Origin of the sequence: Amycolatopsis vancoresmycina, assembly GCF_000716785.1 — a bacterium.
In the GTDB taxonomy this organism is placed as follows: Bacteria; Actinomycetota; Actinomycetes; order Mycobacteriales; family Pseudonocardiaceae; genus Amycolatopsis; species Amycolatopsis vancoresmycina.
In genome coordinates this window covers 21526-36095 of record NZ_JNYY01000031.1, presented here as the reverse complement: position 1 = coordinate 36095, position 14570 = coordinate 21526, and the positions used below count along the sequence as shown (strand labels likewise).

At 70.5% G+C, this 14570-nt stretch carries 19 protein-coding genes and 1 tRNA gene; 12 read left to right on the top strand and 8 right to left on the bottom strand.

Going from position 1 to position 14570, the window contains the following annotated elements:
• The first annotated feature begins 61 nt into the window (after positions 1-61).
• From OO60_RS41640 to OO60_RS47300, 3 genes are all read left to right on the top strand, one after another.
• Positions 62-562, top strand: coding sequence for a MogA/MoaB family molybdenum cofactor biosynthesis protein (locus OO60_RS41640; RefSeq protein ID WP_013230045.1), 501 nt, complete (start codon positions 62-64; stop codon positions 560-562).
• Between the two features lie 116 nt (positions 563-678).
• Positions 679-831 (top strand): hypothetical protein, encoded by a 153-nt coding sequence (locus OO60_RS47605; protein WP_205624171.1) that lies wholly within the window; start codon positions 679-681, stop codon positions 829-831.
• 59 nt (positions 832-890) lie between these two features.
• A complete protein-coding gene (locus OO60_RS47300; RefSeq protein WP_003083794.1) occupies positions 891-1064 on the top strand; it encodes a hypothetical protein in 174 nt (57 codons plus the stop codon).
• A gap of 6 nt (positions 1065-1070) precedes the next feature.
• Here the strand turns inward: OO60_RS47300 and mscL are convergent, their stop codons facing one another.
• From mscL to OO60_RS41615, 4 genes are all read right to left on the bottom strand, one after another.
• Positions 1071-1484 carry a large-conductance mechanosensitive channel protein MscL gene (mscL, locus tag OO60_RS41630; protein WP_003083793.1) on the bottom strand — a complete coding sequence of 138 codons (414 nt, stop codon included), beginning with the start codon at positions 1482-1484 and terminating at the stop codon, positions 1071-1073.
• Positions 1485-1541: 57 nt separating this feature from the next.
• Complete coding sequence (locus tag OO60_RS41625) at positions 1542-2165, bottom strand: SAF domain-containing protein (protein WP_003083791.1); 624 nt, start codon at positions 2163-2165, stop codon at positions 1542-1544.
• Between the two features lie 131 nt (positions 2166-2296).
• Positions 2297-2596, bottom strand: a complete 300-nt coding sequence (locus tag OO60_RS41620) for an FmdB family zinc ribbon protein (protein ID WP_003083789.1) — start codon at positions 2594-2596, stop codon at positions 2297-2299.
• An 86-nt stretch (positions 2597-2682) separates the two neighbouring features.
• Positions 2683-3273 carry a 5-formyltetrahydrofolate cyclo-ligase gene (locus OO60_RS41615; protein WP_003083786.1) on the bottom strand — a complete coding sequence of 197 codons (591 nt, stop codon included), beginning with the start codon at positions 3271-3273 and terminating at the stop codon, positions 2683-2685.
• A 24-nt stretch (positions 3274-3297) separates the two neighbouring features.
• Between OO60_RS41615 and OO60_RS41610 the strand changes: the two genes are divergently transcribed.
• The 8 genes from OO60_RS41610 (at position 3298) to vanX (ending at position 10138) form a co-directional block, all read left to right on the top strand.
• Positions 3298-4203 (top strand): UTP--glucose-1-phosphate uridylyltransferase, encoded by a 906-nt coding sequence (locus tag OO60_RS41610; RefSeq protein WP_033263439.1) that lies wholly within the window; start codon positions 3298-3300, stop codon positions 4201-4203.
• On the top strand, positions 4200-5477 hold the full coding sequence (glp, locus tag OO60_RS41605; RefSeq protein WP_033263438.1) for a molybdotransferase-like divisome protein Glp: 1278 nt from the start codon (positions 4200-4202) through the stop codon (positions 5475-5477). Before OO60_RS41610 ends, glp begins: the two co-directional genes overlap by 4 nt.
• Positions 5477-6145, top strand: a complete 669-nt coding sequence (locus OO60_RS41600; protein ID WP_033263437.1) for a GNAT family N-acetyltransferase — start codon at positions 5477-5479, stop codon at positions 6143-6145. The genes glp and OO60_RS41600 overlap by 1 nt, the downstream gene beginning before the upstream one ends.
• A 163-nt stretch (positions 6146-6308) precedes the next feature.
• Complete coding sequence (sepX, locus tag OO60_RS41595; protein WP_004559394.1) at positions 6309-7133, top strand: divisome protein SepX/GlpR; 825 nt, start codon at positions 6309-6311, stop codon at positions 7131-7133.
• A 56-nt stretch (positions 7134-7189) separates the two neighbouring features.
• Positions 7190-7262, top strand: a tRNA-Ala gene (locus OO60_RS41590).
• 263 nt (positions 7263-7525) lie between these two features.
• Positions 7526-8530: an NAD(P)-dependent oxidoreductase gene (locus OO60_RS41585; RefSeq protein WP_051767971.1), complete on the top strand. Its 1005-nt coding sequence runs from the start codon at positions 7526-7528 to the stop codon at positions 8528-8530.
• The gene (gene vanA, locus OO60_RS41580; RefSeq protein WP_004559396.1) at positions 8523-9533 is read left to right on the top strand and encodes a D-alanine--(R)-lactate ligase; all 1011 of its coding nucleotides are present in this window, start codon (positions 8523-8525) and stop codon (positions 9531-9533) included. Before OO60_RS41585 ends, vanA begins: the two co-directional genes overlap by 8 nt.
• The gene (gene vanX, locus OO60_RS41575) at positions 9530-10138 is read left to right on the top strand and encodes a D-Ala-D-Ala dipeptidase VanX (RefSeq protein WP_004559397.1); all 609 of its coding nucleotides are present in this window, start codon (positions 9530-9532) and stop codon (positions 10136-10138) included. Before vanA ends, vanX begins: the two co-directional genes overlap by 4 nt.
• On the opposite strand, the gene OO60_RS41570 is transcribed toward vanX, so the two are convergent.
• Both OO60_RS41570 and OO60_RS41565 read right to left on the bottom strand, forming a co-directional pair.
• On the bottom strand, positions 10135-11208 hold the full coding sequence (locus OO60_RS41570; protein ID WP_004559398.1) for a sensor histidine kinase: 1074 nt from the start codon (positions 11206-11208) through the stop codon (positions 10135-10137). The two genes, vanX and OO60_RS41570, sit on opposite strands and share 4 nt — an antisense overlap.
• Positions 11201-11878, bottom strand: coding sequence for a response regulator transcription factor (locus OO60_RS41565; protein WP_004559399.1), 678 nt, complete (start codon positions 11876-11878; stop codon positions 11201-11203). The genes OO60_RS41570 and OO60_RS41565 overlap by 8 nt, the downstream gene beginning before the upstream one ends.
• Positions 11879-11965: 87 nt before the next feature.
• On the opposite strand from OO60_RS41565, the gene OO60_RS41560 reads away from it, so the two are divergent.
• On the top strand, positions 11966-12439 hold the full coding sequence (locus OO60_RS41560) for a M15 family metallopeptidase (RefSeq protein WP_004559400.1): 474 nt from the start codon (positions 11966-11968) through the stop codon (positions 12437-12439).
• A 3-nt stretch (positions 12440-12442) separates the two neighbouring features.
• On the opposite strand, the gene OO60_RS41555 is transcribed toward OO60_RS41560, so the two are convergent.
• Together OO60_RS41555 and OO60_RS41550 are read right to left on the bottom strand one after the other, a co-directional pair.
• Positions 12443-13435 carry a LuxR C-terminal-related transcriptional regulator gene (locus OO60_RS41555; protein ID WP_004559401.1) on the bottom strand — a complete coding sequence of 331 codons (993 nt, stop codon included), beginning with the start codon at positions 13433-13435 and terminating at the stop codon, positions 12443-12445.
• A gap of 134 nt (positions 13436-13569) precedes the next feature.
• Positions 13570-14445: an alpha/beta hydrolase gene (locus tag OO60_RS41550; RefSeq protein WP_004559402.1), complete on the bottom strand. Its 876-nt coding sequence runs from the start codon at positions 14443-14445 to the stop codon at positions 13570-13572.
• Between the last annotated feature and the right edge of the window lie 125 nt (positions 14446-14570).

Genomic DNA, 14570 nt, shown 5'->3' with positions numbered 1-14570 from the left:
CGTCAGAACTCACCCGGCACCTCCCGGCGCCCGGTCGCCGAAACCGGCTACGGTGGGCGCCATGGAACGGAGTGCACAACGGCTGGGCCGGGCCCTCGTGGTCATCGTGGACGATCGCGTGGCGCACGGCGAGCACGAGGACACCACTGGCCCGCTGGTCACGGAGCTGCTCGAAGAAGCGGGCTTCATCGTCGACGGTGTCGTGGTCGTCGAGGCCGAGACCGCGGGTATCCGCAACGCGCTCAACACCGCCGTGATCGGCGGCGCCGACCTGGTGATCACCGTCGGCGGCACCGGCGTGCTGCCGCGTGACCGCACGCCCGACGCCACCGCCGGCGTGCTCGACCGCCCCATTCCGGGCATCAGCGAGGCCATCCGCGCCTCCGGGCTGGCGGCCGGGGCCGTGGACGCTGGGATCTCCCGCGGGCTGGCCGGGGTGTCCGGCAGCACGCTCGTGGTCAACCTCGCCGGTTCGCGCTCCGCGGTGCGCGACGGGATGGCCACGCTGACCTCGCTCGTGCCGCACGTGATCGACGAGCTTTCGGGTCTCGAAGAGGTGTGAGAGGGCCCGGCCTCGGCGAGATCGAGGCTTGGTTCGACGACGTGCTTTCCGGGCGGACCACGCGCGACGACGCTGATCGCTGGGCTATGCGGTGGCTCAGGGATGACTTCGCGGGTGTGGTCGAACTCGACGCCGACCAGCTGTGGGCCCTCGGACTGCTCGCCGGCATCGACTTACCGGACTGGCCGGGCGGGGAGTTCCTGCACGACGAGGACCAGATCCGCGGGTGGCGGGACGAGGTGCGAGCCCGCCGCCTGGGTGCGGGGTGAGCGGACGGCCGGAGTTCACTCTGGAGTTGTCAAACACCACGTCGTGGGACACTGGGGGTATGTCCGGCGAACAGCGCGAACCCCAGACCCGCGAACAACGGCGCCGCCGGGTGGATGAGATCTTCGGGGACGTCCTGCCCGAGACGACCTCCGATGAACGCGATCCCGAGCGGCGCACCGGTCTCCCGGATGACTGGTACCGGGAGAACCGGCCACCGCACCACGACCGCTGACCGGCTTCAGTCGCGGCCGTTGTCGCGCTGGTTCTGGGCGCGCAGCAGGTCGCGGATCTCGATCAGCAGCTCCACGTCCGTCGGCTCCGACGGGCCCGGCTCCTGGCCGCGCTTGCGGCGCTCCTGGACCTTCTTCACCGGCAGCACGATCACGAAGTAGACCACCGCCGCGACCAGCACGAAGTTGATCGCCGCGTTGATCACGCCGCCGAAGTCCAGGAACGTCGCCTGGTTGTTGTCGAAGATCTGGTAGCCGAGGCCCTTCGCGGCGTCCGTGCCGCCGATCGTGCTGATCAGCGGCTTGATCAGGCCGTTGGTGAACGCCGTGACGATCGCCGTGAACGCCGAGCCGATGACCACCGCCACGGCGAGGTCGACGACGTTGCCGCGCATCAGGAAGTCCTTGAAACCTTTGAGCACCTTGCTCTCCTCACGAACCGGGAAGGGGACGCCGCTGCCCGTCTCGGCGGGCGCGGGCTAGCGGAGAGTAACCGTTACCGGTCGCTCCAGTGAAATCGCCGCCACCCTCGTCGCGATCGCCTCCGGCAGCCGGAGCAGCACCAGCGCCCCCTTTGCGGTGGATTGCTCCTGGTGCCCGACCGTCACCACCGTCGCCCCGCCGGCCAGCACGGACGGCGGCGCTCCCGGTTCCGGTGCGGCCACGACGTCGACGCGCCGGCCGGGACCCAGCAACTCGGCGACGGCCGCGTCGGCCAGCCGGACCGGCACAGTGGCCGTTCCGGGGTCACCCAAGGTGGGGGCGGCCGCCAGCCGGACGTCGGTCAGGGGTTCGCCGGCCCGGACGGCGCCCGCCAGCAGGCGCCCGTCGACCGCGTCGAGGGAGCTCAGAACGCCCACTGGACGTGCTTGATCGGGAAGGTCGGCCAGCCGGACGTCGGCAGCGCGCAGCGTCGCGCCGGAAGGGAGGTCGTGGGCCGCGAGGACGGTCGGGGCGCCTCGGGCGGAGCCGGTGTCGGGGTGGACGACCAGTAGCGCACCGGTCAGCAGCAGGCAGGCGGCGAGCCAGCGGCGGATCAGCCGCGTCCGCCTGCCGTGCAGCCGGGTCAGATCGGGTATGCGGAACTTCGCCAGGACGTCCACGGTGCCCCCTCGGTCGGATCGGGTGCGGCGCTCTGCCGCACAAGATCGACGTTAGGGAAGCCGGACGGGCCGCCGGAAGGGCCTCGTCCGGCATCTGTGGATAACCGGGGTGTTGTGGATAACTCGGGGACTCAGGACGCGGCAGCGGCCGTCTTCGTCGTACCCGAAGAGGAGGATGCCGAGCTCGTGTCCGGCTTCGACTCCGTCTTGGTCTCGGTCTTCGCCGGGGCCGCGGCGGTGCTCGACTTGCTCGAGTCGCGCGAGTCGGTGCGGTAGAACCCGCTCCCCTTGAAGACGACGCCGACCGAGCTGAAGACCTTGCGCAGCGCTCCGGAGCACTGCGGGCACACGGTCAGGCTGGGGTCCGAGAACGACTGCACGGCTTCGAACCGGTGGTCGCATTCTTTGCAGGCGTACTGGTACGTAGGCACTGACGGCTCCTTTGCTGGCACTCATCCGACCTGAGTGCCAACACGATTGTGCGGGAAAACCTTCCCCGAAAGCAATTCCTGGTTGCTCACACCGGCAGCTCGACCAGGCCTCGACCGGGCGTCAAGGCCCCGGTCATGCGCACGTCGTGGGCCTCCCCGGGCAGCCGGTCGACCAGCTCGGCGTCCCGGACGACCGCCACCAGCGCGGCGCCGGCCGCGGCGAACACCAGCGAGCGGTCGTAATGACCGGCGCCGCGCCCGAGCCGGACGCCGCGGTGGTCCACGGCCAGTGCGGGCACCAGCACCAGCTCCGCCGCGCCAACGGCGTCCCTACCCAGGCGTTTCCCGCCCGGCTCCCGGATGCCGCGGAACCGGCTGGGCACCAGGTCGGCCTCGCCCGTGTACTCGGCCCATTCAAGCGGATCCGTCCGCGACAGGATGACGGGCAGCAGCACGCGCGCGCCGCCGGCCGCGAGCGCGTCCACGAACGCCGTCGTGCCCGGTTCCGTGCCGAACGGGAGGTAGGCGCACACGGTCTTCGCTGTGACCTTCGACACCGCTTCGACCAGTGCCGACGCCTCCCGGGCGTGGGATTCGGCTGCCTGGTCCGTCCGCGCGCGCAGTAGCCGGTCACGCCACTCCGCCTTGCTCAGGTGCTCATTGCCCAGCGCGTGCATGACCTCACGTTAGGCTTTGCGCCCATGACGGGCGCCGCAACCTCCCAGACGTTCAGAACCGCCATCGTGCCTGCCGCCGGCCTCGGGACACGGTTCCTCCCGGCGACGAAGGCAGTGCCCAAGGAGCTCCTGCCGGTGGTGGACACCCCGGGCATCGAGCTGGTCGCCGCCGAGGCCGCCGCCGCGGGCGCGGAACGCCTGGTCATCGTGACCTCGCCGGGCAAGGACGCCGTCGTCCGGTACTTCGAAAAGCAGCCCGAGCTGGAGCAGAACCTCGAGGCCAAGGGCAAGACCGAACTGCTCGAAAAGGTCCGCCGTGGCTCCGGTCTCCTCGCCGTCGAAACCGCGATCCAGGAGCAGGCGCTCGGCCTCGGCCACGCCGTCGCGCAGGCCGAACCGAACCTGCGGCCGGACGACGAGGCCGTCGCCGTGCTGCTCCCGGACGACCTCGTGCTCCCCACCGGCGTGCTCGAGAAGATGAGCGCGGTCCGCGCCGAGTTCGGCGGCAGCGTGCTCTGCGCGTTCGACATCCCGAAGGCGGAGATCTCGCCGTACGGCGTCTTCGACGTCAGCGACACCGACGACGACGACGTCAAGCGCGTGCACGGCATGGTCGAGAAGCCGAAGCCGGAGGACGCGCCGTCGACCTACGCCGCGGCCGGCCGGTACCTGCTCGACCGGGCGATCTTCGACGCGCTCAAGCGGATCACCCCGGGCAGCGGCGGCGAGCTGCAGCTGACCGACGCGGTCGCGCTGCTGATCTCCGAAGGGCACCCGGTGCACGTCGTCGTCCACCGCGGTGGCCGCCACGACCTGGGGAATCCGGGTGGTTTCCTGCGCGCCGCGGTCGATTTCGCGCTTGAAACGCCCCAGTACGGTCCATCTTTACGGGCGTGGCTGACGGAACGGATCGGGACAGAGCGCCCATGACGGAATCCCTCGACGCGGCGCGGCCCGAGGTGGCCGAGGAGGAGGCCGAGTTCCGCTCGGTCGACGCGCAGATCGCGATGACACTGGACGCGGCCGTCCGGCCGCAGCCGGTGCGGGTGGCGATCTCCGAGGCCCAGGGCCTGCTCTGCGCCGAGGAGGTGGTCGCCGAGCACGCGCTGCCCGGGTTCGACCAGGCCGCGATCGACGGGTACGCCGTCCGCAGCGTCGACGTCCGCAACGCCGGGCAGGAGCCGGTGCAGCTGCCGGTCGTCGGGGAGATCGCGGCGGGCTCGCGCCAGCCGCGGCGGCTCCAGCCCGGCCAGGCCGTGCGCGTCGACACCGGCGCGCCGTTGCCGACGCTCGCCGACGCCGTCGTCCCGCTTGCCTACACCGACGGGCACCAGGCCAAGGTCACCGTGCACCGCTCGGTGCCGTCGGCCGGGTACGTGCGGCGGGCGGGTGAGGACGTCCAGATCGGCGACGTCGCGGTGCGCCGCGGCGACACGATCGGTTCGGCCCAGGTCGGCCTGCTGGCCGCGGTCGGCCGGGCGAAGGTCCTCGTCTACCCGCGGCCGCGGGTGTCGATCGTGTCGGTCGGCGACGAGCTGGTCGACATCGACCGGACGCCGTCGGTCGGGCAGGTCTACGACGTCAACTCCTACGCGCTGGCCGCGGCCGCCCGGGACGCGGGCGCCGAGGTCAGCCGGGTCGGCATCGTGGCGAGCGAGCCGAAGCGGCTGCGCGAGGTCGTCGAGGGCCGGCTGCTGATGTCGGAGATCGTCGTGGTCGCGGGCGGCGCCGGGGGCGCCACCGGCGACGAGGTGCACGCCGCGCTGTCCGACCTCGGCCGGATCGACATGACGCGGGTGGCGATGCACCCCGGCTCGGTGCAGGGGTTCGGCAGGCTGGGCCCCGACTCGGTGCCGACGTTCCTCATCCCGGGCAACCCGATGAGCGCGCTGGTGGTGTTCGAGGTGCTGGTGCGGCCGCTGATCCGGGCGGCGCGTGGCACCCGCAACCCGCACCGGCGGATCGTCGGCGCGCGGCTGCTGTCGCCGATCACCTCGACCGAGGGCCGGCGCGGGTTCCTGCGCGGCCAGCTGCTGCGCGACGAGGCCAACGGCGAGTACCTGGTCCAGCCCCTCGGCCAGTCCGGGGCGCACCTGCTCGCGTCGCTGGCCGAGGCGAACTGCCTGATCAACGTGCCGGAAGAACTGACCGAGGTGGCCGCGGGCGACCAGGTCCAGGTCACCTTCCTGGCCCAACGGGCCTGATGACCTCCGTGTCGGGCGTGTCCTACCCGGTCGAGAGCCGGCACCCGGGCTGGCCGGCTCGGCTCGGCCCGCTGCGGGTGCCCGCGGGCGAGGTCGCGGTCCGGCCGGTCCGGCTGCGCGACGCCGGCGAGTGGAGCCGGATCCGGCTCCGGGACCGCGCGCACCTCGAAATGTGGGAGCCCACCGGCGTCGGGCCGTGGCCCGAACGCAACGCCTTCTGGTCGTGGCCGTCGCAGTGGGCGGCGCTGCGTTCGCTCGCTCGGCGTGGTCAGTGCCTCCCGTTCACGATCACCCTGGACGGTCGTCTCGCGGGGCAGATCACTGTGGGTAATGTCATCCGGGCGTCGCTGCGCTCGGCCTGGATCGGCTACTGGGTGTCGTCCGAGGTGGTCCGCGGCGGGGTGGCGACGGCCGCCGTCGCGCTCGTCACCGACCACGCCTTCGGCGCGGGCGGGCTGCACCGGCTGGAGGCCACCGTGCGCCCGGAAAACGCCGCCAGCCTGCGGGTTCTCACCAAAGCGGGCTACCGGCAGGAGGGCCTGTTCGAGCGCTACCTCGACGTCGCGGGCGGGTGGCGGGACCACTACTGCTTCGCCGTCACGCGCGAGGAGACCGGGGCCGGGCTGGTGTCGCGGCTGGTGGCCGCGGGCCGCGCCGACTACGCCTGACCGTGATTACCCACCCGGGTCAGTAGCTGCGTTACCACATGCAGTGAGTTTCACCTAATCCGGTGAGGCTTTTCCGTGATCGAACCCGGCGAGTCTGCGCCCGATCTGTTACTCCTGTGACTAACGTGATTTCTGGTGGAAGGATCGGGGGAGGTGACGGGAGATGCCCAGCTCCGTGATCATCGTCGCGCTCGCCGCGGCATGGCTCGTCGTACTCGTGCCCATGGTCGCGCGACGGCGGCAGCAGGTCGCGAGGACGGCCGACTCGGCGCTCGCGGCCAGGGTCGTGCGCAGTGGACGCAACGAGGACCGGGAGGAATTCGCCATGTCCGACGACCTCGGGAAGTCCCGGCCTTCGGTCGAGGACGACCTGGCCGAGCTGGAGGCCGAGCTCGAACTCGACGACGACCACGACGAGCCGGAACCCGACCCGGATCCGCTCCCGCAGCCGAAGCGCGGCACACGAGCCGAGCGCGACCGGCCCGGCTACCGGCCCGGCCGGGGCGGCTTCGACCCGGAAGCCGCCGAGATCGCGGCCCGCGCGAAGTACGGCTTCCGGCAGCGCATCGTGGTCATCCTGCTGGTGATCGCGGTCGCCACCGGTCTCGTCGCCGGTTTCGCCATCCCGCTGGCCTGGTGGGGCCACGGCGTGGTCGACGTCGTCCTCGTCGGCTACCTCGTGTACCTGCGCCGCCAGGTGCGCATCGAGGAGGAGATCCGGCAGCGCCGCCTCGCCCGCTTCAACAGCACCCGCGCGCCTCGGCGCTCGTCCACGCCCGCACCCGCGGTGGCGGAGGAGGACCACGCGCCGGAGGACGAGGTCGACGTCGTCGAGCCGGTCCGCCGCGAGGTGGTCGAGCGCCGGCCGTCCCCGACATCCCGCGTCCGCCGCAGCGCGGTCGTCGTCGACCTGGACGACGAGGACCCGGCGTTCGAGGAGCTCGACGAGCCCGGGACCGGCCCGTACCGGCGCGCGGTCGGCGAGTGACCCCCCCCTGCGCGAGGTGCTCGTAGGGCACTGCTAAGCTCTACGAGCACGAACAAGGGGCTGTAGCGCAGTTGGTAGCGCGTCTCGTTCGCATCGAGAAGGTCAGGGGTTCGATTCCCCTCAGCTCCACACATCGGAGGCCCGTGCCCGCGGAGGGCTCGGGCCTTTTGTGTTCCGCGTGTCTTCTGGGGGTCGAACCCCCAGGCCCCCGCCAGGGGGCTCCGCCCCCTGGACCCCCGCCGTGGTTGCGTTTTTGGGGGATCTCTCGGTTGGCCGTCCACTGTGGAGTGGGCGGCCTTTTTGCCGAGGTTGGGTTACTGGTGAGTAACTTGTCGTTGGTGTATCGGGAATTCGATACGGGTCGACAACGTCGTTCCCGGTTCGATGGCTCCATGATCCAGAGCGAACCCGTGCGAACCCTTGGCCGTCGTGTGGCTGCTTCGGCCGGTGTTGCTGTCTTCGGGTGTGAGGGCGATGAGGCCGTCTTGGTTCGGGAGGTGGCCTCTCGGCTTGGGGTTCGCGTCACCCTTGTCGAGGGTGCCCTTTGTGACGGCAATGTGGGAGATGCTGCCGGGCATCGGTGTGTCAGTGTTGGGCACAAGACTCCTGTTGAGGCGCCTGTGCTTCGGGCTCTTGCGCGCGTCGGGGTTCGCTATCTCTCCACTCGGAGCGTTGGGTACGACCACATTGATCTGGAGTACGCGGCCGGCCTTGGGATTGCCGTCGGGAATGTTGCCTACTCTCCCGGCAGTGTTGCCGACTACACCCTGATGTTGATGCTCCTGGCTGTGCGGGATCTCAAGTCCGTTCTGGCGCGGGCTGCGGCCGGGGACTTCCGGCTTGGGGCTCGCGGGAAAGAACTGCGGGATCTCACCGTCGGCGTTGTCGGGACCGGGCGGATCGGGTCCGCTGTCGTGGAGCGGTTGAGGGCCTTCGGGGGGCGCGTTGTTGCCTTTGACAGCTCTCCCCGTGCCGCTGTTGAGTATCTCTCCCTTGATGATCTGTTGCGGGTCAGTGACATTGTCACCCTTCACACGCCGCTGACGGGCGAGACGCATCACCTTCTGGATCGGAGAAGGCTCAGGCTGATGAAGCCGGGTGCCTTCGTTGTCAACACCGGGCGCGGGGCGCTGATCGACACCGATGCTCTTGTCTCCGCTCTGGAAAGCGGGCGGCTGGGTGGGGCCGCCTTGGACGTTCTCGAGGGTGAAGAGGGCGTCTTCTACTCCGACTGCCGGGGCAAGGATGTGGGGAGCCGGTTGCTTCGGTTGCAGGAGCTTCCCAATGTGGTTGTCACGCCGCACGTCGCTTATTACACCGATCGTGCGCTGCGGGATGCCGTCGAAAACTCGATTCTCAACTGCCTTGACTTCGAAAGTGGGGCTCTGCATGGATAAGCTCAAGGTCGGGATCCTCTTCGGGGGCCGGTCCGAGGAACATCCCGTTTCCGTCAAGTCCGCGCAGGAGGTTGCGCGGCACCTCGACTTCGGGAAGTACGAACCCTTCTGGATCGGGATCACTCAGGATGGGGCCTGGAAACTCTGTGGTGGGCCCGATGCCGGCTGGGAAAGTGGGCGGTCGGTTGTTCTGGGGCCCGGTCGGAGTCTGCTCGTTCTGGACGATGGCAAGTACGAGAGCTTCGGGCTGGACGTCGTGCTGCCCGTTCTGCACGGCAAGCTCGGGGAAGATGGTGCCGTTCAAGGACTCCTGGAGCTTTCCGGCATTCCGTACGCCGGCTGTGATGTGCAGAGTTCCGCTCTGTGCATGGACAAGTCCCTCGCCTACGTCGTGGCCGGGAGCGCGGGAATCCAGACGCCGGACTTCTGGGTTGTCGGCGAGGACGTCGATCCGGCGCAGTTCACCTACCCCGTGTTCGTGAAGCCCGCCCGGTCGGGTTCGTCCTTCGGGGTCAGCAAAGTCGCGCGGGAAGCGGAATTCGCGAACGCCGTCCAGACCGCCGCACAGTACGACGACAAGGTGCTCGTCGAAGCGGCCGTTGCCGGGAGCGAGGTCGGGTGTGCCGTTCTGGGGCAGGGGGAGGACCTCTTCGTCGGGGAAGTCGACCGGATTGCCCTGTCACACGGGTTCTTCCGGATCCACCAGGAAGATTCGCCCGAAAGCGGCTCCGAGAACTCGACACCCATCGTGCCCGCCGACATCCCGGCCGAGACCCGCGCGCGGGTGCAGAAGACCGCCAAGGCCATCTACCGGGCCCTCGGGTGCCGGGGGCTCGCCCGGGTCGACATGTTCCTCAAGGACGACGGGACCGTTGCGCTCAACGAGGTCAACACCCTGCCCGGGCTGACGTCCTACAGCCGGTACCCGCGGATGATGGCCGCCGCCGGGGTGGGGCTCGGGGATGTCGTCGATCGGGTCATCTCGCTGGCCGTGGGCCGATGAACGACGACTTCGCCTTCGTCGACGAGCTCGTTCCCGGGATCCGGTGGGACGCCAAGTACGCCACCTGGGACAACTTCACCGGGAAGCCGGTCGACGGGTACCTCGTCAACCGGATCGCCGGCACGACCACCCTGTGCGCCGCCCTCGCGCAGGCGCAGGAGAAGGCCGCTTCCCTCGGCTTCGGCCTGCTCCTCTGGGACGGCTACCGGCCGCAACGCGCCGTCGAGTGCTTCCTGCGGTGGGTGGACCAGCCCGAAGACGGCCGCACGAAGCTGTGGCACTACCCGAACCTCGACCGCGCCGGGATGTTCGCCAAGGGGTACGTCGCCACCCGGTCCGGGCACAGCCGGGGCAGCACCGTCGACCTCACCCTCTACCACCTCGGCACCGGTGAGCTCGCCTCGATGGGCGGCGGCCACGACCTGATGGACCCGATCTCGCACCACGGCGCACGCGGTGTCTCCGCGCTCGAAGCCGGGAACCGGCGGTACCTGCGGTCCATCATGGAGGACTGCGGGTTCGGCTCCTACGAACGCGAGTGGTGGCACTACAGCCTCACGAACGAGCCCTACCCGGACACCTACTTCGACTTCCCCGTTGCCTAGGCGGCCGGCAGCCGGACGGTCACCCGGAGCCCGCCGGACGGGCGGGGCGTCAGGGTGAGGGTCCCGTCGTGCGCCTGCGTGATGCTCTGGACGATCGCCAGGCCGAGGCCGACCCCCGCGTGGTCCGCGCGGATGCGTTCGGTGCCGCGCTGGAACGGCTCCGTCAGCGTCGACACCAGCTGCGGCGGCAGCTGCTCGCCGGTGTTCTCGACCGTGAGCACGACCGAACCGCCGCGGACGGTCGTCGCGAGCTGCACCGTCCCCTCGGGGACGTTGTGGACGATGGCGTTGTGCAGCAGGTTCGTGGTCAGCTGCAGCAGGAGCGCGTCAGAGCCGATGGCCGGCGCGACGTCGCCGGACGTCGAGATGGTGACGCCGTGCTTCTCCGCGAGCGGCAGCAGCGTTTCGGCCGCTTCCTCCACGGTCAGGGACAGGTCGACGCGGTCGCGGTGGAACGATCGCTGGTCGGCCCGGCTGAGCAGCAGCAGCGCTTCGGTGAGCCGGATCGCCCTTGTGTTGACGACGTGGAGGCGCTCGTCGAGCTCGTCCGCCGGGCGGTTCGGGTCGTTGCGGGCGACGTCGAGGAGGCTCTGCGTGATCGCCAGCGGGGTGCGCAGCTCGTGGGACGCGTTGGCCGCGAACCGCCGCTGCTCGGCGACGTGCGCTTCGAGGCGGGCGAGCATCGTGTCGAAGGCGTCGGCGAGCTCGCGGAACTCGTCCGTGCGGCCCGGCAGCCGGACGCGGTGGGCGAGCGAACCGGTCGCGGCGAGGCGGGTGGCGTCGGTGATCCGGGTCAGCGGGGCGAGCATCCGGCCGGCCAGGACCCACCCGCCGAGCAGGCCGAACACCAGCAGGAAGACGATCACGGCGGCCATGAACGGGACGAACGCGCGGACCAGGACCGAGCGGTTGATCCAGAAGTTGCCCTCGGTGCGGATCCAGCCGTTGGGCAGGAAGTACAGGTAGAAGGCCAGCACGGCCCCCATCAGCAGGATGCCCGCGAGCATGACGAACCCGGCGTAGCTCAGGGTGAGCTTGAGCCGGACGCTCAGCCCGGGCGCCCTAGCCACGACGCTCGCCGCCGGTGTCGATGCGGTAGCCGACGCCGGGCACGGTGGCGATGATCCCGGGTTCGCCGAGGCGCTTGCGCAGGACCGAGACCGTGATGCGGACCGCGTTGGTGAACGGGTCCGCGTTCTCGTCCCACGCCCGTTCCAGCAGCTCTTCGGCGCTGATCACACCGCCTTCCGCGGCGACGAGCACCTCGAGCACGGCGAACTGCTTCCTGGTCAGCGCCACGTACCGGCCGTCGCGGTAGACCTCGCGGCGGAACGGGTCCAGGCGCAGGCCCGCGAGCTCGCGCACCGGCGGCCTGCTGTACGCGCGCCTGCGGTCGAGGGCACGCAGCCGGAGCACGAGTTCCCGCAGTTCGAACGGCTTGGTGAGGTAGTCGTCGGCGCCGAGCTCGAAGCCGGACGCCTTGTCGTCGAGCCGGTCGGCCGCGGTGAGCATCAGGATCGGCGTGCCGCTGCCCGAGGCGACGATGCGGGCGGCGACCTCGTCGCCGGACGGGCCCGGGATGTCCCGGTCGAGGACGGCGATGTCGTAGCTGTTGACGCTCAGCAGCTCCAGCGCGGTGTGGCCGTCGCCGGCGACGTCCGCCGCGATCGCTTCCAGCCGGAGCCCGTCGCGGATGGCGTCGGCCAGGTAGGGCTCGTCCTCGACGATCAGCACACGCACGCTGCCGATGCTACGAGCCGGTCCCTATCGCCGGCATATCGGAAAGCGCGTACGAGCGGGCAACACCGCGCGGCCTTGACTGCCGGTATGAGCACGTTTTCGACCGTCCTTGGCCCGGAACACGGCGCTCTGCCGGACGGCGCACCGGTCTTCGACGACGACTGCCCGGCCGTGGCCAACCTCGATCCCGCCCTGCTCGGCGCCCTCCGCCGGGCCGCGACGGACGCCGCGGCCGACGGCGTCCGGTTCGTCGTCAACGGTGGCTGGCGATCCCGCGCGTACCAGGAACGCCTGCGCCGCGACGCCGTCGCCAAGTACGGCTCGGAGGAGGAAGCCGCCCGCTGGGTGACGACCGCCGACCGGTCCGCGCACGTGCAGGGGAAGGCCGTCGACGTCGGGCCGGCCGAGGCGCGGGCGTGGCTTTCCGAGCACGGCGCCCGGTACGGCCTGTGCCAGATCTACCGCAACGAGCCCTGGCACTACGAGCTGCGTCCGGAAGCCGTCGAGCACGGGTGTCCGCCGATGTACGCCGACCCTTCGCAGGATCCGCGGATGCGGTGACCGTCACCGGGCCAGGTGCTTGCGGACGTCCTCGGCCACCGCGGCCCGCCCGCTCATCCGGTACTTGGCCAGGATGCCGCGGACGTGGCTCTTCACCGTGTGCAGGCTGACGCCGAGCTCGCGCGCGATCCGGTCGTTGGGCAGGTCGCTGGCGAGGAGCACCGCGACGCCCTGCTCGGCGGCGGTGAGGGAGCGGAAGCGCTCCTCCGGGCCGTTGTCGATGTTGAGGGTCAGCTCCATCAGGTCGGACTGGAGTTGCTGGCAGTCGGTCACGATCCGCTGCAGGGCCTCGCGCAGGTGTGCCGGATCGGGTGACGGCAACGCGTCCTGCGCTCGCTGCCGCACGTCCGCGACGCGCGAGGAGAGGAACTCGACGACGTGGTCGGCGGTCACCAGCTGCGGCGGGTCGACGACGCCGGCCGGCAGCCGGCGCAGCGCGTCGAGGTCCTCCGCCTCCTTGGTCAGCACGCGGGCGACCAGGTCGGCCAGCCATTCGAACGCGCGCACGGAGTTGTCGTCGAACGTGTCCGGCCGGTAGCTCTGCATCGACATCATGCCGAACACGACCGGCACCCCGTCGTGGCCGCGGCGGAACAGCGGGGTGGTGACCGCGTCGGCGGACGCCCGGCTCGTGTCCCCGGCGGGGACGCCGGCGTGCAGGGCGGCGCCGCTGTCGTACATCATCCGGTAGGTCTGGCGGTGCTTCAGCAGCCAGGCGGCCTGGCCGTGCGGCCCGTAGATGTGCGACTCCGGGTCGGTGAACAGGCCGCTGTCGTAGCCGTACGGGTAGCGGACCCGGTTGGCGCCGTGGAAGAAGCCGACGTAGAAGTGGTCCAGCGGCACGATCTTGCTCATCACCGCACGGGCGTAGTCGTAGAGGCCGTAGTGGTCGGTGCGGTAGTTCGCGTCGATCTTGTGGAACGCCTCCCGGAGGATCAGCGTCGTTTCGGCGTCGACCCGGAGCCGGGCGGGTGGTCCCGATTCGGCTGGCGGCATCCCCTCATCATCCTCCGGCGCACGGGCCGGGCCGGCCGGCTCGCTCCGCGAGCGATGGCCCGGCCCGCCCTCCCGCTGTCACTGTTGACGGGCGAGAGGACGGGGAGGAGCAGCCATGGAGACCCATTAGTGCGTCAGGAAAGCGTCTTCAGCCAGTTGGTCACCACCGCGAAGTACGCCGGCGCGTTGGGGGCGTAGTTGATCGCGTGGCCGTAGCCGTCGAGGATGTACGTCTGCAGCGGCCCGCCGAAGAACGGGGCTTCCGACGCGCGCAGCGCCTCCGGGGACGAGCAGTCGCTGCCCAGCGTTCCGCAGAAGTGCGGGTCGTTGCCGACCACCAGCAGCACCGGGGCCGTGATCTGCTGGGACGCCGGGGTGACCACCGTGGTCAGGGTCAGGCTGTCGACGGCTTCCGTGGCCGCGAAGACGTCCTTTGTGGACTCGTCGTAGGCGATCGCGCCCGCGTCGTAGGGGCCGGGGGTGTGGAAGGCGTTGTAGCGCGTTCCCTGGTCCGTGGTCAGGTAACCCGCGTCGAGGCCACGGGGGGCCAGCGCCGGGTCCAGCGGGGCCGGGACCATGTTGGCCAGCACCGGGATCACCGTGATCAGGTTCATCCGGTGCGTCATGCCGGTGACCAGGACGCCGTCGACGTCGTGGTAGCGGCCCGCTTCGATCATCGCCATCGCCGAGCCGATCGAGTGGCCGCCGACGACCACCTTCGCGAACCGGGCGTGGATCGACTGGATCACCTGGTGCGCCGCGACCGCCTGGGCGGACGCGTTCAGCAGCGTGCTCAACGGCTTCGAGCTGCTGCCCGTGCCGAGGCGGTCCAGGGCGAGCGTCGCGATGCCCGCGGAGTTCGCGGCCAGCCGGAACGACCGGATCTCCGGCGTGTAGCCGATGTCCCAGTACGACGCGTTGTACGTGCCGCCCGGGATCAGCACCACCACGGTCGTGGCCTGGGGCGGTGCGCACAGGCGGCCGTGCATCGCCTGCGGGAGCAGGGCCACCGTGACGGGGAAGGACAGGTCCTCGCACGTCGTGGCGGCGACGGCCGGCGTGGGACTCGAAAACGCTGCCAGCAAGAGGAAAACGGCAGCACAAAGACGGAGACGGGACACGGGGGAAGGACCTC